Origin of the sequence: Synechococcus sp. R60.1, from assembly GCF_047461835.1 — a bacterium.
Classification (GTDB): Bacteria; Cyanobacteriota; Cyanobacteriia; order Thermostichales; family Thermostichaceae; genus Thermostichus.
Genome location: NZ_JANSIA010000025.1, coordinates 1 through 19,693, shown reverse-complemented (window position 1 = coordinate 19,693; position 19,693 = coordinate 1). Strand labels below are relative to the sequence as shown.

The following is a 19,693-nucleotide window of genomic DNA, read 5'->3' as shown; positions in this document are numbered from 1 at the left end:
ATGGGGGCATTCGGGCTTATTTCCCCCAGCAGCGTTCAGATTCAAAAAAGGTTTTTCGAGGTTGATTATGCGGTACCGTCCACTGCTCGCCATCCTGTTGGCGCTTTGTTTGAGCGTCTTTGCTGTTCCGGCTAAGGCTGCCAAGGCGCCGCTGACCTATGACCAGATCCGCAACACCGGCAAGGCCGCCATTTGCCCTTCGGTCTCGGACAACGCCCGGGGCCGTATCGAAGTGCCTAGGGGGGGATCCCTGAAGCTGACGGATGTCTGCTTCCAGCCGGTGCAAATTGAGGTGGAAGAGGAAAAGCGGAACGGCGAGAAAGAGTTCATCAAGGCCAAAAACATCATGATCTCAGCGGCCACTCTGGGGCCGATTAAAGCTGAGGTGACTCCCAAAGACGGTGCGCTGGAGCTCAAAGTGGTGGATGGGATCACCTTTCAGCCGACCACCGGCCAAATGCCCCGCCGCGAGCTGGTGCCGTTTCTGTTTAGCGTGAAGGACTTGGTCGCCACTGCCCAGGGCTCCGCCATTGACCCTTCGACCGATTTTGAAGGGGAGTTCTTGGTGCCCGGCTATCACAGCAGCACCTTCCTCGACCCGCGCGGGCGGGGATCCAACACCGGCTACGACACTGCGGTAGGTCTACAGGCTGCCAAAGATGATTTTGCCACCAACCGCAAGGTGGACGAGGTTTCCCAGGGGAAAATGTCCCTGCGGATTGCTCGCGTGGATCCCAGCACTGGCGAAATGGCGGGATCCTTTGTTAGCATTCAGCCTTCCAGCACCGAGCAAGGGGCGATGGAACCCCACACTGTTCGCATTCAAGGCCTGTTTTACGCCCGCCTGGCGGGAGAGTCTTGAAAGCGCCTGAGGGCAGAGAATAACCCGCCTCAAACCAGGATGGGCAGGGATCCCGGAGATCTCCGCCCGTTTCTGTTGGCTATGTTCTCTGTCCAGGTTGGCCCCTTTTGCCTGTTGGGGAAGTGTGCAGCGATAAAGTCTGGGCCAGATGCCGCCACAGGTTCATTTGCAGATGGCCGATGCCACTAACCTGCCTTTTATGTTGACTCTGGACCCAAGGGGACTCTCAATCTTCAATCTGGACTCAAGGAAGCCCTTTGTGAGTTCCGCTTCAGCCAGTACCGCCACCAGTGCGGATCCGAGTTCTGCTGCGCTCGCTACCCCAAACTGAGCCTCTTTGCCGCAAGATGAGGTTCAGGGCAAAGAGGGAAGTGATGGCCAACTACGACTGGATTCTGATCGGCGGTGGGATTACCGGGGCAGCCCTAAGCTATGAACTGGCCCGCCAGGGGGGATCCGTTCTGCTGATGGAGAAAGATGGAGTGCTGAACGGAGCAACCCGCTACAGCTACGGGGGCTTGGCCCATTGGGCGGGCAAAACGCCGCTGCTCAAAGCTTTGGGGGAAGAAGGGATCCAACGCTACCGCACCCTGTCAGAGGAGTTGGAGGCAGACATTCAATTTCGCGAGCTGGACCTGCTCATGCCCATTGCCCCCGGCTACGATGCAGAGGCCGTTGAGGCGGATCTGGCCGACTGTCGCATCCCACCCCGGCGGATTTCGGTGGCGGCAGCCTGCGAGCTGGAGCCGCTGCTGGATCCGGCCGCTCTGGAAGTAGTCCTCTGGGCTCGGCATGGCCACATCAACCCCTTGTTGACGGCGCTGGCCTTTCAAAAAGCCTTTCAACGATTGGGGGGATCCCTCTTGATCGCAACAGCAACGGCCCTGCGGCGGCAGGGAGCGCGCATCACGGGCGTAGAGTCCGGAGCCGACTGCTACGGAGCAGGCCAGGTGGTGGTGTGCGCCGGCGGCTGGACACGGGCTCTGTTGCGCCAAGCGGGGATCCGGGTGCCCATCTACTACACCCATGCCGAATCCCTGGAGCTGGAGCCCTCGGATTTGCAATTGAAAGCGTTGGTGATGAGCGTGCCCGTGCAACGCTTGGAACTGGAACGACAAGCCGCCCATCCCGATCGGGATCCCCTTTGGGACGAGCCAGGGCACGAGCTTTGCCCGCCGATTCTGGATGCCGGGATCCTGCAATTTGTAGATGGCAGCATTCGCATGGGCCAGATCAGCCGGGTATTGACGGATCCCCGTGCCGAGGTGGATGCAGCCGCCAGCGAAGCCCAGATCCGGGCACAAGCCGGTCGCTACCTGCCCAAGTTGGCCCACCTGCCTGGACGGTGGTATCACTGCTTGGTGGCCTTCAGCGCCGATCACCAGCCTCTGGTGGGATCCCTGCCCGGCTGGGAAGGCTTACAACTGTTTTCCGGCTTCAGCAATCCCCTGCCCATCCTGCCCGCTTTGGCCCGTCGCTTCGCCCAACAAGCCCATGGACAAGCGGATGAATGGATCCCTGCTCTGTCGCCGGCGCGGTTTGCCCAGGTTTTGAGTTGATGCCTTGCCTATTCTCGATGACCATCGCCAACAAGTCTGGAATACGGCTATCCCGTCTGCAGCATAATGAAAGCCGGAAGTTCTCTGCGTCGGATCTATGCCCAACAGCTTGCCCAGCTCCGTCGATCTCAGCCAGAAGCGCATTTTGCTCACAGGGGGCAGCGGCTTTTTGGGCAAACATGTGCTGCAACAGTTGCAGGTGCTGGGGGTAAAGCCGGAGCAGGTGCGCATCCCGCGCTCCCGCACCCAGGATCTGCGCCGTTGGGAAGTCTGCCAAGAGGTGGTACAAGGGCAAGATATCGTCATCCATTTGGCCGCCCACGTGGGTGGCATCGGCCTCAACCAAGCCAAGCCGGCAGAACTCTTCTACGACAACCTCATCATGGGATCCCAGCTCATCCACGCCGCCTACCTGGCCGGGGTGGAGAAGTTTGTCTGCGTGGGCACCATCTGCGCCTATCCCAAGTTCACCCCCGTTCCCTTCAAGGAAGAGGATCTCTGGAACGGCTACCCAGAGGAGACCAACGCCCCCTACGGCATCGCCAAGAAAGCCCTGCTGGTGCAGCTGCAGGCCTACCGGCAGCAGTACGGCTTCAACGGCATCTACCTCCTGCCGGTGAACCTCTACGGCCCCATGGACAACTTCGACCCCGAAAGCTCCCACGTCATCCCAGCCTTGATCCGCAAAGTGCACGAAGCGCAGCAACGGGGCCAAAACTACGTCGAAGTGTGGGGGGATGGCAGCCCCACCCGCGAGTTTTTCTACGCTGAAGATGCGGCCCGCGGCATTGTCATGGCCACCCAGCTTTACGACGGGGCGGATCCCTTGAACCTGGGCACCGGTGAAGAGATCTCCATCCGGGATCTGATTGCCCTCATCTGCGAGCTGATGGAGTTCCGGGGAGAGATCCGCTGGCAAACGGACAAGCCCAACGGCCAACCCCGCCGCTGTCTGGATGTCTCCAAGGCCCGAGAGAGGATGGGTTTTGTGGCCAAAGTCGGCTTGCGGGAAGGGCTGCAGCGCACCATCGACTGGTACCGCCGCCACGCCTGCTCTGGGCAAAGCTAGGCAACCCCTTGGCTCTCCAGCCGGCCATCCTCCATGTGCAGCACCCGATCCGCGATGTCCAGGATGCGGTTGTCGTGGGTCACCATGAGGATGGTGCAGCCCTGCTCCCGCGCCAGCTTCTCCATCAGGGTCACCACCTCGCGGCCCGACTTACTATCTAGGGCTGCCGTGGGCTCGTCCGCCAGCACCAGCTTGGGATGGCTAACCAAGGCGCGGGCAATGGCCACCCGCTGCTTTTGTCCGCCGGAAAGCTGTTCCGGGTAGTAGTGGACGCGATCCCCCAGGCCCACCGCCGCCAGCATTGCTTCCGCTCGCTGCTGGGCTTCCTGAGGAGAGAGGCCGTTGTGCAGCTCCAGGGCCATGCGCACGTTTTGGGCTGCCGTCAGGGATCGCAGCAGGTTATGGGCCTGGAAAATGTACCCGACCTGGCGGCGGATTTGAATGAGAGTACTGGGCTGAGCTCCCCGCAGCTCCTGTCCCAACACCCGCAAGCTGCCCTCCTGCACCGAGCGCAAGGCCCCCAGCAGCGTCAGCAGGGTGGTTTTGCCGGAGCCGGAAGGGCCAGTCAGCAGCACGATCTCCCCTGGCTGCAGGGCAAAGCTAATGTCGAAGAGAATCTGCTTGCACAGGGATCCCTCGCCGAAATAGTGGTTTACACCTTCGGCTTTCACCACTGGCTCAACGGCATTCTGGGCAGAAGCAAGGGCAGCTTGATCGAGAAGAGGAGTCAGCATAGGAAACTCAAAATCTCAAAACTTTGCGTTGACAACTCATTGACCACTTAGGCCGTCATTTGGAGCGTTGAGATGAGACCATTTAGAAACCTTTGGCCGGAGAGCGTTGATGAGGATCCCAGAAGTTTTTAGACAGCCTAGCTCAAACCCTTCACCATCCATCCGATCCCCTTTGGCAGACTATTGACTTACCAACGCCCCGGCGCCCTGCCCACAGCCAAAACTCTAGAAAATGTCGGCAGGATCGGCTGCCCGCAGCCGTCGCACGGCAATCGCTCCTGAGATGAAACACATGCTCACCGCCAGCCCCAGCACCAGCATCGCCCGGTTGAAGGTCATGGCAATAGGCAGCAACGTGGCATTGGCCGTCAAATCGTAGAGCAGAACCGACAGGGCAAAGGCGGGAATATACCCCAAGCCGGCCAGCAGGATCGCCTCCTGAAATACCACCCCCAGCAGGTAGGTATCGGTATAGCCCATGGCTTTGAGAGTGGCATATTCCGCCAGGTGATCCGACACATCGGTGTAGAGAATTTGATAGACAATCACAATGCCGACAATAAAGCCCATGCCCACCCCCAGGCCGAAAATAAAGCCGATGGCTGTGCCCTCTTCCCAGTAGGTTTGCTCCATATCGATAAACTCCGCCCGTGAGAGCACCCGCACATCTTCCGGCAGCAAAGCCCGCATCTGCCGCACCAAGGGATCCGGATCCACACCCGGCTGGAGTTGCACCACGCCGATATCCACTAGGCCGCGCCCCCGCTGCGGAAAAATGCGCAGGAAATTGAGGTCGCTGGTTAGAATGGTGCCGTCGGCTCCAAAGGTGGCCCCCATCTCAAACAGGCCCCCCACCTGGACGCGGCGGTTTCCCACCTCAGTAACCACCTCTCGCCCGGACTCAAACCACTCTGGGATGGGGCCAAACTCGCTGCGGGAGCGGCGGTCAAACAGCACCACGTCCGCCTTTTTGATCTCTTCCAGCTTGTCCGGCGTCAGTTCCGGCAAGTCCAACAGATCAGCCGAGGGATCCACTCCTACCACAAAAATGCTGCGGGTACGGCGGGTCTCTGGGTTTTTCCAGAGGGCAAAGCCCACATAGACAGGCGAGATGGCCCGCACCCCCTCAAAGCCCAAAGCCTGATAGAGTCGCCGCTGGGAGAAGGTGTTCATGGCAATCAGGGCGTTGGACTGAGGGCTGACCAGGAAGATCTCTCCCTTCAGGGCCACGTGGAAGCGGATGGCACTTTCCAGCAGGCTGTCTTGGAAGCCCAACTGCATGAACATCAAGATGCAAGCAAAGGCAATGCCCGCCAGGGCCACCAGCAGGCGGATCTTCTCCCGCGTCAGTTGCAGCCAGGCCAACGGGATCCGATGGGCGATAAAAGCCACACTGAACAGGCTGTACATGGGCTGAGCCTACCCCTCGACATCGATGGCCACATTCACCTGCAGGTTGGTCAGGCCAGCCACGCGGGCGCTGCTCTCCGGATCCAGGCGGATATACACTTCCACCACGCGGGCATCCACATCGGCAGCTGGGTCGGTGTTGAGCACATCTTTCTTGCCAATCTGCAGGCCTACCCGCTCCACTCGGCCCTGCAGGGTTTCTGGCAGAGCGCGGTTGCTAATGGTGGCCTGCTGGCCTGGCCGAACCCGCAAGATGTCCGTCTCGTAGACTTCCGCCACCACCATCATCTGGTCGGTGTTGCCCAGCTCGAGAATGCCCTCGCCGGCGGGGATGACCTCTCCAGGGCGGGTGTGGATCTTGAGCACCTGTCCAGCACGGGGAGCGCGGATGAGGGTGCGCTCTAGGCGAGCTTCTGCCAGTTCCAGGTTGCGGACCAGGGATCCCAGTTGGACTTGGGCTTGGGCCAAACTCAGCCCCGCCTCGGCAGCTTGGACTTGGGCTTGGGCATTGACCAGATCCCGCTCACGGGCCAGGCGCAGTTGGCTCAGGGTGGCCTCGGCAGCCCGCAGATCCTCCTGTCGTTGCCGCACCAGCAGCCGGCGTTGATCCAGCTCTTGTTGCGAGATTGCTCCTTCCTGCCAAAGCTCCTGAAAGCGAGCCAGATTGGCCTCAGCATCGGCCAGCTCTGCCCGGATACGCTCCACCACCGCTTCCTGGGAGCGGATTTGCATCTGTTGCGGCTCATCCAGACGGCTGAGGCGGGTGCGTGCCTCTTGGATTTGGGCCTGACTGAAACGGGTCTCGGCCTGCAACCGGGCGCGGGCCTCTTGAAGTTGGGCGGCAGCGTACTCTCGCTCCGCCAACCGCTCGGCGTAGCTTTCCAAGCGGGCCAGCACTTGGCCTGCCACCACGCGATCCCCCTCGGCCACCAGCAGCTCTCCCAGCCGTTCTCCGGGGGAACCGGCAATGCGCAGCACTTCCCCCTCCGGCTCCAGGCGACCCAAAGCACCAACTTGCGGAGGCAGCCGCATTTCCACCGTTGCCTCTGCACTTCCCGATACCGACTGTGTGGCTCCCTGTTTGCTCAATCCCAGCCATGCCAGACCAGCACAACCAAGCAGCCCGACTCCTGCCAGCGACCAAAGCGCTCGTGGGTTCATGGCCTTTTACCCGCTGTGGCTTTGCAGACGACAAACGCCGCCTCTTTTTCTTAAATAAGTGTAAAGTTTTTGGGATGAAAATGTCCAGCTGTATTCTGTGTTGCTTGTGCTCACCGTATTTTCACCCCCTGTGGGTTCCCCAAGGTGCCGGCAGATCACGGCAACCGGTGGGGCGCAGCCTACCTAGCTCTGGGGATTCCTGATATGATGTGGCCTGTTCGAACCTGTTCGAGCCTGTTTGTGGGTGCCGTTCCCGTCGCTAGGACGCAGTTCTTTTTTGGGGTGTGATGGTCTCTAGGAGTGGGGTGGAGTTGCGATGGTGGAAACAGTTGGAGGAGGGGATCCCATCCCGCCGTTGCCGGTTCGGTCTCAGCCTCCGCCCCTGCATTTGGATCCCCTAGATCCCTTGCTTTCCACCTATCACTTTGTGGGCATTGGTGGAGTGGGGATGTCGGCCCTGGCCTATATCCTGGCTAAACAAGGGTTTCGCGTTTCCGGATCCGACATTGTCGCCAATGGCCGTACCCGCCGCCTGGAAGCTTTGGGGGTGCGCTTCTTTCAGGGCCACAGCTTGGAGGGGTTGGTCGGGGATCCCCAGGTGGTCTATTCCAGCGCCATTCGCCCCACCAATCCGGAATTGGCCGCTGCCCTGGGCAAAGGATTGACGGTTTGGCATCGGGCGGACTTGTTGGCGGCTCTGTTTAACCGTCGCTCCGGCATTGGGGTGGCCGGCACCCACGGCAAAACCACCACCAGCAGCATGATCGGCTATGTATTGCTCTCGGCGGGCTGGGATCCCACCTTGATCATCGGCGGGGAAGTGGATGCCTGGGATGGCAATGCCCGTCTGGGTAAGGGGGAGTATTGGGTGGCCGAGGTGGATGAGTCGGATGGATCCCTGGTGCGGCTCTATCCCAAGATTGGGGTGATCACCAACATTGAGCTGGATCACCCCGATCACTACGCCGATTTGGGGCAGGTGATCCGGGCTTTTCAACAGTATGGGCAGCAGAGCCAAACGCTGGTGGCCTGTCTGGACTGTCCCAACGTGGCGGCTCACCTGAGGGTGGATGTGGGCTACAGCCTGACCGGTCATCCCCAAGCCCAGTACCAAGCTCGCCAAATCCTCTACACTGCCAGTTTCACCTGCGCTGAGATTTGGGAAAGGGGATCCCTCCTCGGACAACTTCGCCTACAGGTGTTGGGATCCCACAACCTCAGCAATGCCCTGGCGGCGGTTGCCGTTGGGCGACAGTTGGGCTTGGAGTTTGCGGTGATTGCCTCAGCTTTGGCGCAATTTCGGGGGGCGCATCGCCGCTTTGAGCACAAGGGGGAAGTGGGTGGAGTCACCTTTATCGACGACTATGCCCATCATCCCAGCGAGATTCGAGCCACCCTGCAGGCAGCACGGCTACAGCAGCGGCGGGTGGTGGCCGTGTTTCAGCCTCATCGCCACAGCCGTTTGGCTGCCTTGTTCCAGGATTTTGCCCGCTGCTTTGGGGAGGCGGACGTGGTGGTGATCGTGCCTACGTATGGAGCGGGAGAGCCGGCGCCTGAGGGTTCCGACAACAGCTTGCGCTTGGCCGTGGCGGTGGCGGAGCACCATCCCCATGTGCGCTATGTGTCGTCTTTGCCGCGATTGCCGGAGGTGTTGCCGTCCGTCCTGCAGCCTGGAGATCTCGCCGTTTTTTTGGGCGCAGGGGACCTAAATCAGCAGATAATCGCTACGATGCGGGCATATGCGGCTCAGGTGAGGGAACAGCCTGGGCAAGCCAAAAATCCAAACTTCAGCTGAAAAGATAGCTGCTTCTGAGGTATTGAATCATGACGACGGCTCCGGTGGTGCCTCAGCGGGATGGTTCCTGTGAGTCTGAGGCGGCAAGTCTTACCGCTGAAGACAGGCTTCTCCCCCGCGGGCCGGCGGCTCTGCTATCTGGACGAATTCAATCGGGGATCCCGTTGGCTCCTCTGACCACCTTTCGCGTGGGCGGCAAAGCGGAGTGGTATTGTGAGCCCCGTAGCCATCTGGAGCTGCAGCAGTGTTTGGCTTGGGCGCGAGCAGAAGGGATCCCCACGACGCTGTTAGGGGCAGGCAGCAATCTGCTCATCAGCGATGCGGGGTTGAAGGGGCTGGTGATCGGCACTCGCCGTTTGCGGGGGATCCAACTGCTGGAAGGGGGGAGAATGTGGGCCGCTGCCGGAGAGCCTTTGGTCAATCTGTCGCGGGCCGCCGCCAGGCAAGGCTGGAGTGGGTTGGAGTGGGCCATCGGGATCCCTGGCACGCTAGGGGGAGCCGTGGTGATGAATGCCGGTGCCCACGGACGCGCCATGGCGGATGTGCTGGTGGAAGTGCAGATTTTGGACGAGGAACAAGAGCCCTGCCGCCTAGAACCTGCCGATCTGCAATTTGGCTATCGCCGCTCTCGCCTACAGGACTCCCCCTGGACGGTGACAGGAGCGACGCTGCAGTTGATCCCAAGCAGGGATCCGTCCCAGGTGCAGTGGGAAACCCAGCGCTACCTCAACCAACGCCTAAGCTCTCAGCCCTATCATTTGCCCAGTTGTGGCAGCGTCTTTCGCAACCCAGAGTCTCACCCTGCCGGCTGGCTAATCGAGCAGGTCGGCTTGAAGGGGTACCGCATCGGTGGGGCCCAAATTTCAGAGCGCCATGCCAACTTCATCCTCAATTGCCATCAGGCGAGTGCCAAGGACATTTACCGCTTGATTCGCTTGGCCCAGGAAAAGGTCTATCAACAATGGTCGGTGCTTTTGGAGCCGGAAGTGCGCATTCTGGGATCCTTTGAGGATTAGAAGAGCATCGGCTGGGCAATTTGGCCTGCTTTCTTTTGATGACTTTGATAATTTCGATGATTCTGCTCTTAAACTGTTCTTACCAGCTTAGATGCTCGTCGATTCTTTCCTATCGGCTTATGAGTCAAGATGCAGCCACCTTACGTCGTTTAATTCAACGGCTCAATCAGTCCCACACCACTGCGGAAGAACGCCGCTATTTGGTGGAGATCGGCAGCCTGGCTGCTTTGCTCACCCCGGAAGAGGCTGCCGCTTTGGCCCAGGATCCCAAGCAACTCACCGCCGAGCAGCACTATCGCATTTGGGACTGGGTGCATCGCTGGGAACGGGAGCACCGCCACGAAGATCTGGACTGGGATCCCTCTCTAGACCGACACAACGACTAGAACTCGAAAGAATCCCGTCCCGCTATCACGAACAAATCCCGGCCAGAGTCTAAGACAAAAGCCATCTCCAAGTCTCATTTTTGAACAGGATCCACACCCCCAAGCCCATGAGAATCCAGGGCACCCAGCGCTCTCCCCGCTCGGCCAAAACCTTGGCTACTTCAGGTTGCATTGTCAGTTTTTGAGCCACTACAAACCACAATCCCTTCATCAGAAAAAAGATCGTGGAAAAAAGGGCCAACTGAGGAGGGGTGCTGCCGGCAAACAGAGGAACGTACAGGCTGACATTATCTCCACCATTGGCAAAGGTGAGGAGCATGGACATCAGGGCTGGTGGGGGCAAAAAAACTGACCAAGCCTTTTGGGTTGGGCGCTCTTGCAGTTCTTCCAGCTCTTCTTCCAGGGCTTCTTCCAGCTCAGGTTGCCACAATTTCCAACCGCCTACCGCAATCGGGATCAACCCCAGCAGCCCAATCGCAGGTGGCGGCAACAGCAGGCCTCCCAAGTATCCCAGAGAGCTGAGCAGGATCAACCCTGCCAAGCCCAAGTAGCCTCCCAGCCAAATGTGCCAGCCCTTCCACAGGGGTTGCAGCTGCGCCTGGGCAAACAACAGAACCAGCAAGAAAAAGTCGTCGATATGGGTGGCAACAAAAGCGAGGATCCCTTCGACTAAAGTTGCCCAGAAAATTGCCAGCGGCATAGGGTTAAGAAATGGGGAAGATGGCGCTGATATCGACGAGGTGAAACTGAAGCAGCCCAACAATTGCCGAAGTATAGGCGGTAGAAGAAGCCAGCCCAATCAAGAGATCGCGTTTCATATTGCGGGGTTTCTCGCCTTTCTCGACGACATCCGTAGCGCCAAACTGCATCATGAGAATGCCCATCAAGTTGGAGAGCCAGTACCCCACGAGGGTTCCGCCCAAAAACCACTGTGGCTACCACAGGCTACACAGGTAGCCCAACCCATAGGCAATCGGCAGATTGAAAAACAAGTCATTCCACCAGGAAAGGGGAGACAGCATAAACCCCAAAATCAGTAAAATGCCACCTCGGAGCTTCTTCCCCATAGGTCTTGCTCTCCAGCGTTACGTCCTCACAATCTTAGCTTCACATTGCTTCATGAAAACCCAAAAACAATGTCTGGCTCTCCACCTGGGAGTGTGGCACGGCCTCTTCTCCAACTATCGACCCACCGCCGGCGGCTGGGAGCTGGGGGGCCAAAAGCGCAGCCTCATCACCTTTGAGGCCTTGGCTCCATCCTCTTCTTCAGGAAGTCCGGCGGCAGGGAGCGCGATCCGCCAAACCAACGCCTACTACCCCCTACAGGGATCCCCCACTCCCGAAAGCTCCCAGAGCTGGGTCTACCAGGATTTCTCGCCGGGATTGCGCTTTTTCCCCGATGGATCTTTTTCCAATGGGCGGCTGCAGCTGGCGCCGTTTAGTGATTTTGCCGTCGAGCAGGGCTTTCTCTGGGGGGATCGCAAGGCGCGGCTGGTGCAACAGTGGGATGCCCAAGGTCGTCTGGTAGAGGTAACCGCGATCCTGGAGCGGCGCGGCCAAGCTTTGGATCCCGTTGCAGACTGTGCACCCCTGAGCAGAGAGCAGCTGAGAGCCTGCCTCCAGGGGAGATGGCGGGGGATCGCCCAGAGCTTTGCGGTTGCCGAGGGCCGGTTTGCCGAAACCGAGGTGGACTGCTCGGGGGCAGAGTGGTTGAGCAACTGGGATCCCTTGCCGGGAGGGCTGTGGATTGGCGGGCCGGATCCCTTGCCCATCCCCACTGCCCAGCGGGATCGCAGCTTTTCGGTGAGCCTGAGCTGGTTTCCGCAGCCGGAAGACTGCCATTGTCTCTTGCGTTTGATCCGGGACTACGATGCCCGCGGTGCTTGGCAGCGGGTTACGCTGATCCGGGCGCAGAAGGATCCTGGTTGAGAAAGGCGCAAACCTGGGCAAACACCGTTTCCCGCTCGCAGTCCAAAGTGAGGATGTGGTCGGAGTGCTCCAGCCAATGCAAGATCTTCTCCTCGGATCCCAGCTCTTGATAGAGCCACGCTGCCTGTTCAGGATCCACTACTGTATCTTGGCGAGATTGCAGGATCAGAGTGGGAACCCGGATGCCGGCCACCTCTCCCTTGACCCGCTCGATCAGCTCCAGAGCGCTGCGCACCGCCGACAGATTAAAGCTGCGGAAATAGGCCGTTCTTTCTGCCAAGGCTCGAGCGTCCTCATCCCGAATTGGCAAGCTGAGGCGGGGCACCTCCTTCAATAGCCAACCCAGGCTGTTCAGGTACTGCTCAGGGCGAAAAAGATAGTACCAGCGGTGGCGAATGGCGAAAAATGGCGCCAGCAGCACCAATTTATGGATGGGATGGGCAAAAGCCAGGTGCAAAGCCAGCAGACAGCCGGTGGAAAAGCCCACCAAGGAAACGCGTGGGTACTCCTGCCGCAAAGCCAGGTAATGCTCCAAAGCCCGCCCGTACCACTCCGTCCAGCGGGAAGGGGGCATGTGGGCAGACCGGCGGTCGTGTAAGCGATGCGGAGCACTGTCATGGCCGGGATAGTTAAATCCCTGCACCGTCAAGCCAGCCGCCAACAGCCGCTCTGCCAGCCACTGCAACTCGTAAACACCGCCCCCCAATCCATGTAGCAGCAGACAGGCGTGTTCCCCTGCTCCTCGCCACAAAAAGGGTTCGTTACTCAACATAAAAAAATAAAACTCCGTTCCACTTCGCGACGGGATCCCTTGCTAGCCCAAGGTGATATCCAGCAACATCATCACCACAAACCCACTGATGACCCCAAAGGTGCCCTCCCGCTCCAACCCCTGCCGGTGCGACTCAGGGATGATCTCATCGGAAATGACAAACAACATCGCCCCTGCCGCAAAAGCCATGCCCCAGGGTAGTAGGGGCTGCGCCAGAGAGACCACCGTTGCTCCCAGGATCCCGCCGATGGGCTCCACCAGTCCGGTCAGCAGGGCGATGCCAAAAGCAAACCGCCGCGAATACCCTTGGCTTGCCAGCGACAAAGCCACCACCAGCCCCTCTGGAATGTTCTGCAAGCCGATCCCCAACGCCAACGCCAACCCATCGCCGACTTGGCCGGTAGCGAAACCCACTCCCACCGCCAGTCCTTCCGGGAAATTGTGCAGGGCAATGGCAATGATGAACAGCCAAATCCGCTTCAAATGGGCGCGGTTCTCCCCTTCAACCCCTTTGAAAAAGTGCTCGTGGGGAAAAAAGCGGTGGGCACTCTCCAGGAAGATCGCCCCCAACAACAGGCCTGCCACCATCACCACAGCCGCTCCAAACTGGGAATACCCCAGCGCCATGGCTGCCTCGGTGCCCGGCACCACCAGCGAAAACGAGGTGGCCGCCAGCATCACCCCACCCCCAAATCCCAGCAGGATCCCTTGTACCCTTTCGGAGAGCGAGGGAAGAAAAAGGGCCGGCAAAGCCCCCAGCCCTGTCGCCAAGCCGGCGATAAAGCTAGCCAGGGATCCCATCCCAATTGGATGCACAAGCCCCTCTCCACAAAGGCCGAATGCTTCTCAATTCTCCTCCTTTTGCGACATTGTGTGCGGTTTGTGGCCAACCGGAATGGCAGATCCCCTGCTATGGCTAGCCCACCACCGGAGTTAGGGTTGCTTTGAAAGGCTCTCGACAGCGCAGTAGATCTTCCGTTTGAGCCTGAATGGCTGCCAACGCTTCGACCTCTGAGATGCGGGTACTTTGACCGGCCTCGGTGATCGGGATCCCGTCTACGAACACTGTGTGAACATTGCTGGCCCAAGCGGCATAGGCGAGGTTCTGAAAGTTGGCTTGGAGCGCCAGATTTTGTGTTTATGAGCAAGGTACACAAGAGCAAGTCTGAAGGCTCTATTCCCCAGTTGGAGCTTGCCATCTGAGGCAAGGTTTATTCCCAACAGTGGTAGATTGCGTGGGCGCAGAAGCATCCTAAGCAGCAATTTGACCAGGCTATACTTTAGTAAGGCGGGTCGACAAAAACTAAAGAAAACTAAAGTCAAGTCTGATGATGAGGAGTGAAAAAGCGATGCAGAAAAAAGCAGTTACAAACCTTTTGGCTTTGAGTCTAGGGGCGGCCTGTCTGGGGCTGACCGGCTGCGGTGGCGGCGGAAGCAGCGGGACGATATTGCCCACGCCGACACCTACACCGACACTCACACCGACCCCAACTCCAACACCCACCCCAACCCCGACACCTACGCCCACACCGGGTGCCCCGACTTTTACCAAGGCATTTAGTCCTACCTCGGTGGCTGCCGGCCCTACTGCCAAAACAACCCTGACCTACACGATTACCAACACCGCTGCCCTGCCCCTGACTGGTCTAGCTTTTTCCGACACCTTGCCTGCCGGCTTGATCGTTGCCACTCCCAACAACCTCAACAACGGCTGTGGCGGGACGCTGGCAGCTGCACCAGGAGCAACTTCCATCTTGCTGGTCAACGGCTCATTGGCAGCCAACGCTAGCTGCACCATCAGCCTGGATCTTCAGGTTACAGCCACGACAGCGGGATCCCTGACCAGCCCCGCGGTAACCCTGAGCAGCAACCAAGCGCCTAATGCCACCGCTGCGGCTATCAACTTAACGGTAACGGTGCCAGCTCCCACCTTTACCATGGCCTTTGCTCCCAACCCGCTTGGCCCAATCGGCCCAGCTCCCGTTACCGGGAATGGAACTCTGACGTTTACAATAACCAACAACGCTGCCATTCCATTGACGGGCTTGGCCTTTAACCACACCTTGCCGGGAGCGCCGCCTTTAACCGTAGGGCCTGGTGCACCTCCTCCCTTACCTGCTTCCTGTGGTGCTGGAGCTACCCTCACAGCGTCGGTGGGTGGGAACACCATTCAATTCACCGGAGGACAAGTGGCTGTCGGCGCAACCTGCACAGTGACCATCCCTGTCCAAACGGGACCTCTGACCTCACCCGGCACCTACACCTACCCCAACTCCCCAGTAACATTGACCAACGCTCAGGCCGCCCCTGCCACAGCAGGACCGGTAACCTGGACGGTTGTGGTGAATTAGTCCTTCAAAAGCAGCTCGGCAATTTGAACGGCGTTGAGGGCTGCTCCTTTGCGGATCTGATCCCCGCACAGCCACAGCTCCAGGGCCTTGGGCTCGGAGATGTCCTGGCGGATGCGGCCCACCGCCACTGCGTCCTTGCCGGCCACATCGATGGGCATGGGGAAACGGTTTTGCTGCCAATCTTCGATGAGCACCACCCCAGGGGCCTGGGCCAGGATTTGCCGGGCTTTTTCCACAGGGAAGGGCTGTTCAAACTCCAGGTTCAAGGCTTCGGCATGGGTGCGCAACACCGGCACCCGCACACAGGTGGCAGTGAGCCGCAGGTTGGGGGATCCCATAATCTTGCGGGATTCGTTGACCATTTTCATCTCTTCCTGGCAGTAGCCGTTCTCTTGCAGGGGGCTGTTGTGGAGGAAGAGGTTGAAGGCAATGGGGTAAGGGAACACCTGGGGCTGCAACGGCTGCCCCTGGAGGTAGGCGCGGGTTTGCTCTTGCAGCTCCACCATGGCGCGGGCCCCGGCCCCACTGGCCGATTGATAGGTGGCGGCCACCACGCGGCGCAGGGGGATGTGGCGATGCAGGGGGTAGATGGCCACGCACATTAGGATGGTGGTGCAGTTGGGATTGGCAATGATCCCTTGGTGACGGAAGGCTTCCTGGGGGTTGACCTCCGGCACCACCAGCGGAACATTGGGATCCAGGCGAAAGGCGCTGGAGTTGTCAATCAGCACCGCCCCCGCCTCGACGATGGTTCTGGCCCAGGTTTTGGAAACACTTGCTCCGGCAGAGGCCAGCACCAGATCCATGCCTCGAAAGGCCGCTTCTGAAACCGGCTCAACCGGGATCCGCTCCCCCTTGAAGGTCAAATAAGTGCCCGCTGAACGGGGCGAGGCCAAAAGCTTGAGGTCGGCTACAGGAAAGTGGCGCTCTTCCAATAGCGTCAGCAGCTCCGTCCCTACTGCTCCTGTGGCCCCCAAGATGGCTACCCGTTGTTGCCGTGCCATGCTTTCTTGTCCTTAGGTTTTCCTAATTCTAGGGTTCCAGAGGTGGCTGTAATCGAGGCCAAAGCAGCCTGCACCTCTGCCAGCTCGACTTGATCGGTCAGCTCGGCCTGGCCGATGCGGCGGGGCAGAACGAAGCGAATCCGCCCCTGTTTGACTTTCTTGTCGGCCTGCATTGCCTGCAGCACTGCCTCCCAAGGGATCCCGGCCGGCCACCGGCTGGGCAGTCCTGCTTTTTCAATGAGGCGTTGTTGCCGTTCGGCTTCAGCAGCGCTCCACCACCCCAGGCGGCGGGCGATCTCCCCGGCAGCTACCATGCCGATGGCGACAGCTTCTCCGTGCAGATAGCGGCGGTAGTGGGTGGCCGTTTCCAGGGCATGGCCGAGGGTATGGCCGTAGTTCAAGATGGCCCGCAGGCCCGCTTCTTTTTCATCCTGCTGCACTACCCAGGCTTTGCACTCGGCACAGCGGCGCAGCAGGTAGTGCAAGTCTGCGGGAGTAAAGTCGGTATAGCGGCTCAGTTGGGGTCGATCTTCCAAAAACTCAAATAGGTCGGCAGCCTGAATCACGCCATATTTGATCACTTCCGCTAGGGCTGAGGTAAACTCCCGCTGGGGCAGAGTTTTCAGCACCGTCGGGTCAATCCACACCAGGCGCGGCTGATAAAACGCCCCGATCAAGTTTTTCCCCTGGGGATGGTTGACGCCGGTCTTGCCGCCGATGGCCGCATCCACCATCGCCAAGAGGGAGGTGGGCACCTGCACAAAAGGGATCCCGCGCAGCCAGGTGGCGGCAGCAAACCCCACTATGTCGCCAATGACCCCCCCTCCTAGAGCCACCAAGGTGGAGGAGCGCTCCAGGCCAAAGGCTAGGGCGGCGTCGTAGATCTTGGCCACCGAGCGCAGGGTTTTGTAGCGTTCGCCGGCAGGCAATAGGCAGAGGTGGGCGGCAAACCCCGCTTGTTGCAGCCCCTGCAGCAACTTCTCGGCAAAGTGTTTGGCAATGCCGGGATGGCTCACCACCAGAGCCTTGCCGGAAAGCCCTCTAGCTCGCATTTGGGATCCCAGCTGGATGAGGCTGTGGCCAGGGGAGCCTTCGGCAGACTGGAGGAGAATATCGTAGGAGCTGTGGGGAAGCTTGACAGGGATCAGATAGGGATCCATGCGTGTCGGTCCTGGGGGGCGGGATCCAGTGTGGCATGTTCTGCTCCCGTCTGCCTGCTGCAGGCATTGTCCTTGGGGTCTGAAAGCCCAGGGGATCCTGCTAGGGGTTGGGGTCAACTGGCTGCGGCTCCGACTGGGGAGTGAGGGTTTCCAAATCCGGCAGAGCTGTTCCCGCCGGCGAGGCCGAGTCTTCCTGGGCCAAGTCCTGCAGGGCGGCTTGGGCCGGCTGAAATTGCGGATCCAGCTCCAGACAGCGCTGCAAGCTGGCTTGGGCGGCTGCTCGCTGGCCGGCCCGCAGTTGAATCAGCCCCAGGGTATGCCAAAAGGCGGGCCGCTGCGGATCCAGGTGCGTGGCCTGTTGGGCGTCTGCCAGGGCAGGTTCCAGCTTCCCCAATTTCAAGGCTTCCCAGGCGCGGTTGTTGAGGGCCACAGCATCTTCTGGGGTGAGCTGCAAAACCCGCGAGTAGGCTTGCACAGCTTGTTCGGGATCCCTCAGCTCGCTGTAGATCAACCCCAGGGCAAACCAGCCCCAGGGATCCCGTTCGTTGAGGTGGATCATCTGCTGGCAGGCGGCACGGGCTTCTTCCAGCCGGCCCAGGCGCCGCAGGCCGGTGATCTGGCCAAACCAGCAGGCAGAACTGCCGGGACGCTGCTGCACCAAGCGCTGGAAATGCCGTAGGCTGGCCTCATATTGCCCCAGCTCCTGCTGGGCCATTGCCAGGGCATAGCGGGCTGGAAAGTGCTCCGGCTTGATCTTGAGGGCTTCCTCGAAGTGGATACAGGCTTCTTTCAGGTAGCCCAATTTTTGGAAGGCCACACCGCGGGCGTACCAGCTTTTGTAGTTGTCGGCATCGTAGCGCAGAGCGCGTTCTAGGGCCTTGCTGGCCAGCCGATACTGCCCCAAGCGCAGCAGGGCCACCCCCAAGTTGTGCAGGGTTATGGGATCCCGGCGGCGCAGCCGCAGCGAGCGCTTGTAACATTCAACAGCCGAGCGCAGCCGGTGGCAGTGGAAGAGGGCATTGCCTTGGTAACGCCAAACCCGCCCGCTTTTGGGGTTGAGCTTCAAGACCCGGGCAAAACTGGCCGCTGCCGAGCTGGGCCGACGCAGCCGCCGCAGCACGATCCCACGCGCCAGCCAGGTGCGGGGCTGTTTGGGGTTGTAGCGCAGCGCCTTGTTCAGGCTGTTCAGGGCCAGCTTAGACCGCTTCAGTTGCAGCAGGCGGATGCCGCGGTTATGCCAGGCCAGAGCATCTTCCGGGTTGCTCTCCAGCACCTTGTCGTAGTTAACCACCGCCGACTTGTACTGCCCCAGGCGCCCCAGAATCAGGGCCAGGCGCAGCCGGGTTTCTTCGTCGTAGGGGTTGATGCTCAGGGATCCGTTGTAGCTGTCCACCGCCTCGCGGTAGCGGGCCAGCTGCACCAGCACATCCCCACGGCGGCTCCAAGCCAGGGCGAAGTTGGGATCCATGTTCAGAGCCCGGTCGTAGGCGGCCAGGGCTTCCGTCAGGTTGCCGCGGCGACGCCAGTCTTCCCCCCGCTCGAATTGGATGTCGGCACTGTTCCACTGAAACAGCCGCTGAATGAACTGCAAAATGGCGATCTGACGCGCTCCTTCTTCTGGCGTGGCGGAGGGGGTTTCGCCTGTGGCAATGCGCAGGATGGCCATCTGGATGGCCCGCAAAAAGGCCTGAAATCCCCGCACCTCTTCATCTTCCAGGGACTCTTTCCCCTCACGGCGGCGGTATTGCAGCCGGAACCGCTGCAGATCCCCGGGGGCAGGGAAGCTGGGATCCAAAAAGTGCATCAGCTCCAAGGCGCGGTACTCAAACAGCACCGGATCCTCTTCTGAGCCGGTAAAATCCAGCAGGGGCGCCTCTTCCAGGGGGCGGGGTAGCTCAGTGGGGGTGTGCAGCAGCGTCAGCAGGCGCTGGTTTTGTCGTGCCGGGGCATGGGGAAACCCGCTGTACAGCTCATCCCTTGGCCAGGGATCGGCAACAAACTCTGGAGAGGCCACCACTCCCACCCAACGGCATTGTTCGATGGCCAGTTGCAGCTCCAGCTTGCGGTTATCCCCCGGCTGCAGCATCCAGCGGTCAAACCAGACTTTGAAACCCTCGCGATCCAGCCGCTCCGCCAGTTGACGCGCCCACCGGGCTTGCTCTCGGTGGTAGCGCAAGAAAAGGTCGAACTTGTAATGCTCTGAAGACATGAACGCCCGCTCGCTGATCTTCTCCAGCTTATCTTTGCGTTATCGCTGCGCGATGCTTTCACAAACGCAAACGCATTTGCTCCCCATCGGGTCTGGGGCAAGGAGCAAACCTAATGCTAGGCAACGCTTCCGCTCGATTGGTTCTGAATGGCGATGATGACCGGACAGCGATAGGCGATAGTTGGTGCAGGGCTTGAAAGGAGCATGCCTCTAACCCCCAAAACCCTGAACTTTGCTGAATTTACTGAGCTTTAGGCGGTTTGGCAAAAGTCATTG

Annotated in this window: 20 protein-coding genes; 8 read left to right on the top strand and 12 right to left on the bottom strand. The window is 59.9% G+C overall.

What is annotated here, in order from left to right:
• The first annotated feature begins 67 nt into the window (after positions 1-67).
• From NW834_RS05385 to NW834_RS05375, 3 genes are all read left to right on the top strand, one after another.
• A complete protein-coding gene (locus tag NW834_RS05385; protein ID WP_414329070.1) occupies positions 68-862 on the top strand; it encodes a photosystem II manganese-stabilizing polypeptide in 795 nt (264 codons plus the stop codon).
• A 374-nt stretch (positions 863-1,236) separates the two neighbouring features.
• Complete coding sequence (locus tag NW834_RS05380; protein ID WP_414418920.1) at positions 1,237-2,421, top strand: NAD(P)/FAD-dependent oxidoreductase; 1,185 nt, start codon at positions 1,237-1,239, stop codon at positions 2,419-2,421.
• A gap of 97 nt (positions 2,422-2,518) precedes the next feature.
• A complete protein-coding gene (locus tag NW834_RS05375; protein ID WP_041436472.1) occupies positions 2,519-3,490 on the top strand; it encodes a GDP-L-fucose synthase family protein in 972 nt (323 codons plus the stop codon).
• On the opposite strand, the gene NW834_RS05370 is transcribed toward NW834_RS05375, so the two are convergent.
• The 3 genes from NW834_RS05370 to NW834_RS05360 all read right to left on the bottom strand — a co-directional run bounded on the left by NW834_RS05370 (position 3,487) and on the right by NW834_RS05360 (position 6,723).
• Positions 3,487-4,224 carry a DevA family ABC transporter ATP-binding protein gene (locus NW834_RS05370; protein WP_414418919.1) on the bottom strand — a complete coding sequence of 246 codons (738 nt, stop codon included), beginning with the start codon at positions 4,222-4,224 and terminating at the stop codon, positions 3,487-3,489. The two genes, NW834_RS05375 and NW834_RS05370, sit on opposite strands and share 4 nt — an antisense overlap.
• Before the next feature lie 225 nt (positions 4,225-4,449).
• Positions 4,450-5,634, bottom strand: coding sequence for an ABC transporter permease DevC (devC, locus tag NW834_RS05365; RefSeq protein WP_414355770.1), 1,185 nt, complete (start codon positions 5,632-5,634; stop codon positions 4,450-4,452).
• 9 nt (positions 5,635-5,643) lie between these two features.
• Entirely contained in the window at positions 5,644-6,723 is a 1,080-nt protein-coding gene (locus NW834_RS05360) for an ABC exporter membrane fusion protein (protein ID WP_414426244.1), read from the bottom strand.
• A 427-nt stretch (positions 6,724-7,150) separates the two neighbouring features.
• Between NW834_RS05360 and murC the strand changes: the two genes are divergently transcribed.
• From murC to NW834_RS05345, 3 genes are all read left to right on the top strand, one after another.
• Positions 7,151-8,590, top strand: coding sequence for a UDP-N-acetylmuramate--L-alanine ligase (gene murC, locus NW834_RS05355; protein ID WP_414418924.1), 1,440 nt, complete (start codon positions 7,151-7,153; stop codon positions 8,588-8,590).
• A gap of 29 nt (positions 8,591-8,619) precedes the next feature.
• Positions 8,620-9,606 carry a UDP-N-acetylmuramate dehydrogenase gene (gene murB / locus NW834_RS05350; protein WP_414413430.1) on the top strand — a complete coding sequence of 329 codons (987 nt, stop codon included), beginning with the start codon at positions 8,620-8,622 and terminating at the stop codon, positions 9,604-9,606.
• Positions 9,607-9,725: 119 nt separating this feature from the next.
• On the top strand, positions 9,726-9,992 hold the full coding sequence (locus NW834_RS05345) for a hypothetical protein (RefSeq protein WP_414329076.1): 267 nt from the start codon (positions 9,726-9,728) through the stop codon (positions 9,990-9,992).
• A gap of 49 nt (positions 9,993-10,041) precedes the next feature.
• On the opposite strand, the gene NW834_RS05340 is transcribed toward NW834_RS05345, so the two are convergent.
• From NW834_RS05340 to NW834_RS05330, 3 genes are read right to left on the bottom strand one after another with little or no spacing between them, the layout of a single operon-like run.
• On the bottom strand, positions 10,042-10,692 hold the full coding sequence (locus NW834_RS05340; protein WP_414418917.1) for a cadmium resistance transporter: 651 nt from the start codon (positions 10,690-10,692) through the stop codon (positions 10,042-10,044).
• A 4-nt stretch (positions 10,693-10,696) separates the two neighbouring features.
• The gene (locus NW834_RS05335) at positions 10,697-10,915 is read right to left on the bottom strand and encodes a hypothetical protein (RefSeq protein WP_414351859.1); all 219 of its coding nucleotides are present in this window, start codon (positions 10,913-10,915) and stop codon (positions 10,697-10,699) included.
• A 12-nt stretch (positions 10,916-10,927) separates the two neighbouring features.
• Entirely contained in the window at positions 10,928-11,059 is a 132-nt protein-coding gene (locus NW834_RS05330; RefSeq protein ID WP_414413428.1) for a hypothetical protein, read from the bottom strand.
• 52 nt (positions 11,060-11,111) lie between these two features.
• Between NW834_RS05330 and NW834_RS05325 the strand changes: the two genes are divergently transcribed.
• Positions 11,112-11,921 (top strand): DUF3598 family protein, encoded by an 810-nt coding sequence (locus tag NW834_RS05325; protein ID WP_414418916.1) that lies wholly within the window; start codon positions 11,112-11,114, stop codon positions 11,919-11,921.
• Here the strand turns inward: NW834_RS05325 and NW834_RS05320 are convergent.
• From NW834_RS05320 to NW834_RS05310, 3 genes are all read right to left on the bottom strand, one after another.
• Positions 11,887-12,693: an alpha/beta hydrolase gene (locus NW834_RS05320; RefSeq protein WP_414418915.1), complete on the bottom strand. Its 807-nt coding sequence runs from the start codon at positions 12,691-12,693 to the stop codon at positions 11,887-11,889. The genes NW834_RS05325 and NW834_RS05320 overlap by 35 nt on opposite strands.
• Positions 12,694-12,735: 42 nt before the next feature.
• Positions 12,736-13,494 (bottom strand): ZIP family metal transporter, encoded by a 759-nt coding sequence (locus NW834_RS05315; RefSeq protein ID WP_414426243.1) that lies wholly within the window; start codon positions 13,492-13,494, stop codon positions 12,736-12,738.
• Positions 13,495-13,609: 115 nt separating this feature from the next.
• A complete protein-coding gene (locus NW834_RS05310; protein WP_414383339.1) occupies positions 13,610-13,759 on the bottom strand; it encodes a hypothetical protein in 150 nt (49 codons plus the stop codon).
• 283 nt (positions 13,760-14,042) lie between these two features.
• On the opposite strand from NW834_RS05310, the gene NW834_RS05305 reads away from it, so the two are divergent.
• A complete protein-coding gene (locus tag NW834_RS05305) occupies positions 14,043-15,044 on the top strand; it encodes a hypothetical protein (protein WP_414416272.1) in 1,002 nt (333 codons plus the stop codon).
• On the opposite strand, the gene NW834_RS05300 is transcribed toward NW834_RS05305, so the two are convergent.
• The 3 genes from NW834_RS05300 to NW834_RS05290 all read right to left on the bottom strand — a co-directional run bounded on the left by NW834_RS05300 (position 15,041) and on the right by NW834_RS05290 (position 19,417).
• Complete coding sequence (locus tag NW834_RS05300) at positions 15,041-16,048, bottom strand: aspartate-semialdehyde dehydrogenase (protein WP_414418914.1); 1,008 nt, start codon at positions 16,046-16,048, stop codon at positions 15,041-15,043. The genes NW834_RS05305 and NW834_RS05300 overlap by 4 nt on opposite strands.
• Complete coding sequence (aroB, locus tag NW834_RS05295) at positions 16,027-17,208, bottom strand: 3-dehydroquinate synthase (protein ID WP_414418913.1); 1,182 nt, start codon at positions 17,206-17,208, stop codon at positions 16,027-16,029. The genes NW834_RS05300 and aroB overlap by 22 nt, the downstream gene beginning before the upstream one ends.
• A 100-nt stretch (positions 17,209-17,308) precedes the next feature.
• On the bottom strand, positions 17,309-19,417 hold the full coding sequence (locus NW834_RS05290) for a tetratricopeptide repeat protein (RefSeq protein ID WP_414418912.1): 2,109 nt from the start codon (positions 19,415-19,417) through the stop codon (positions 17,309-17,311).
• Between the last annotated feature and the right edge of the window lie 276 nt (positions 19,418-19,693).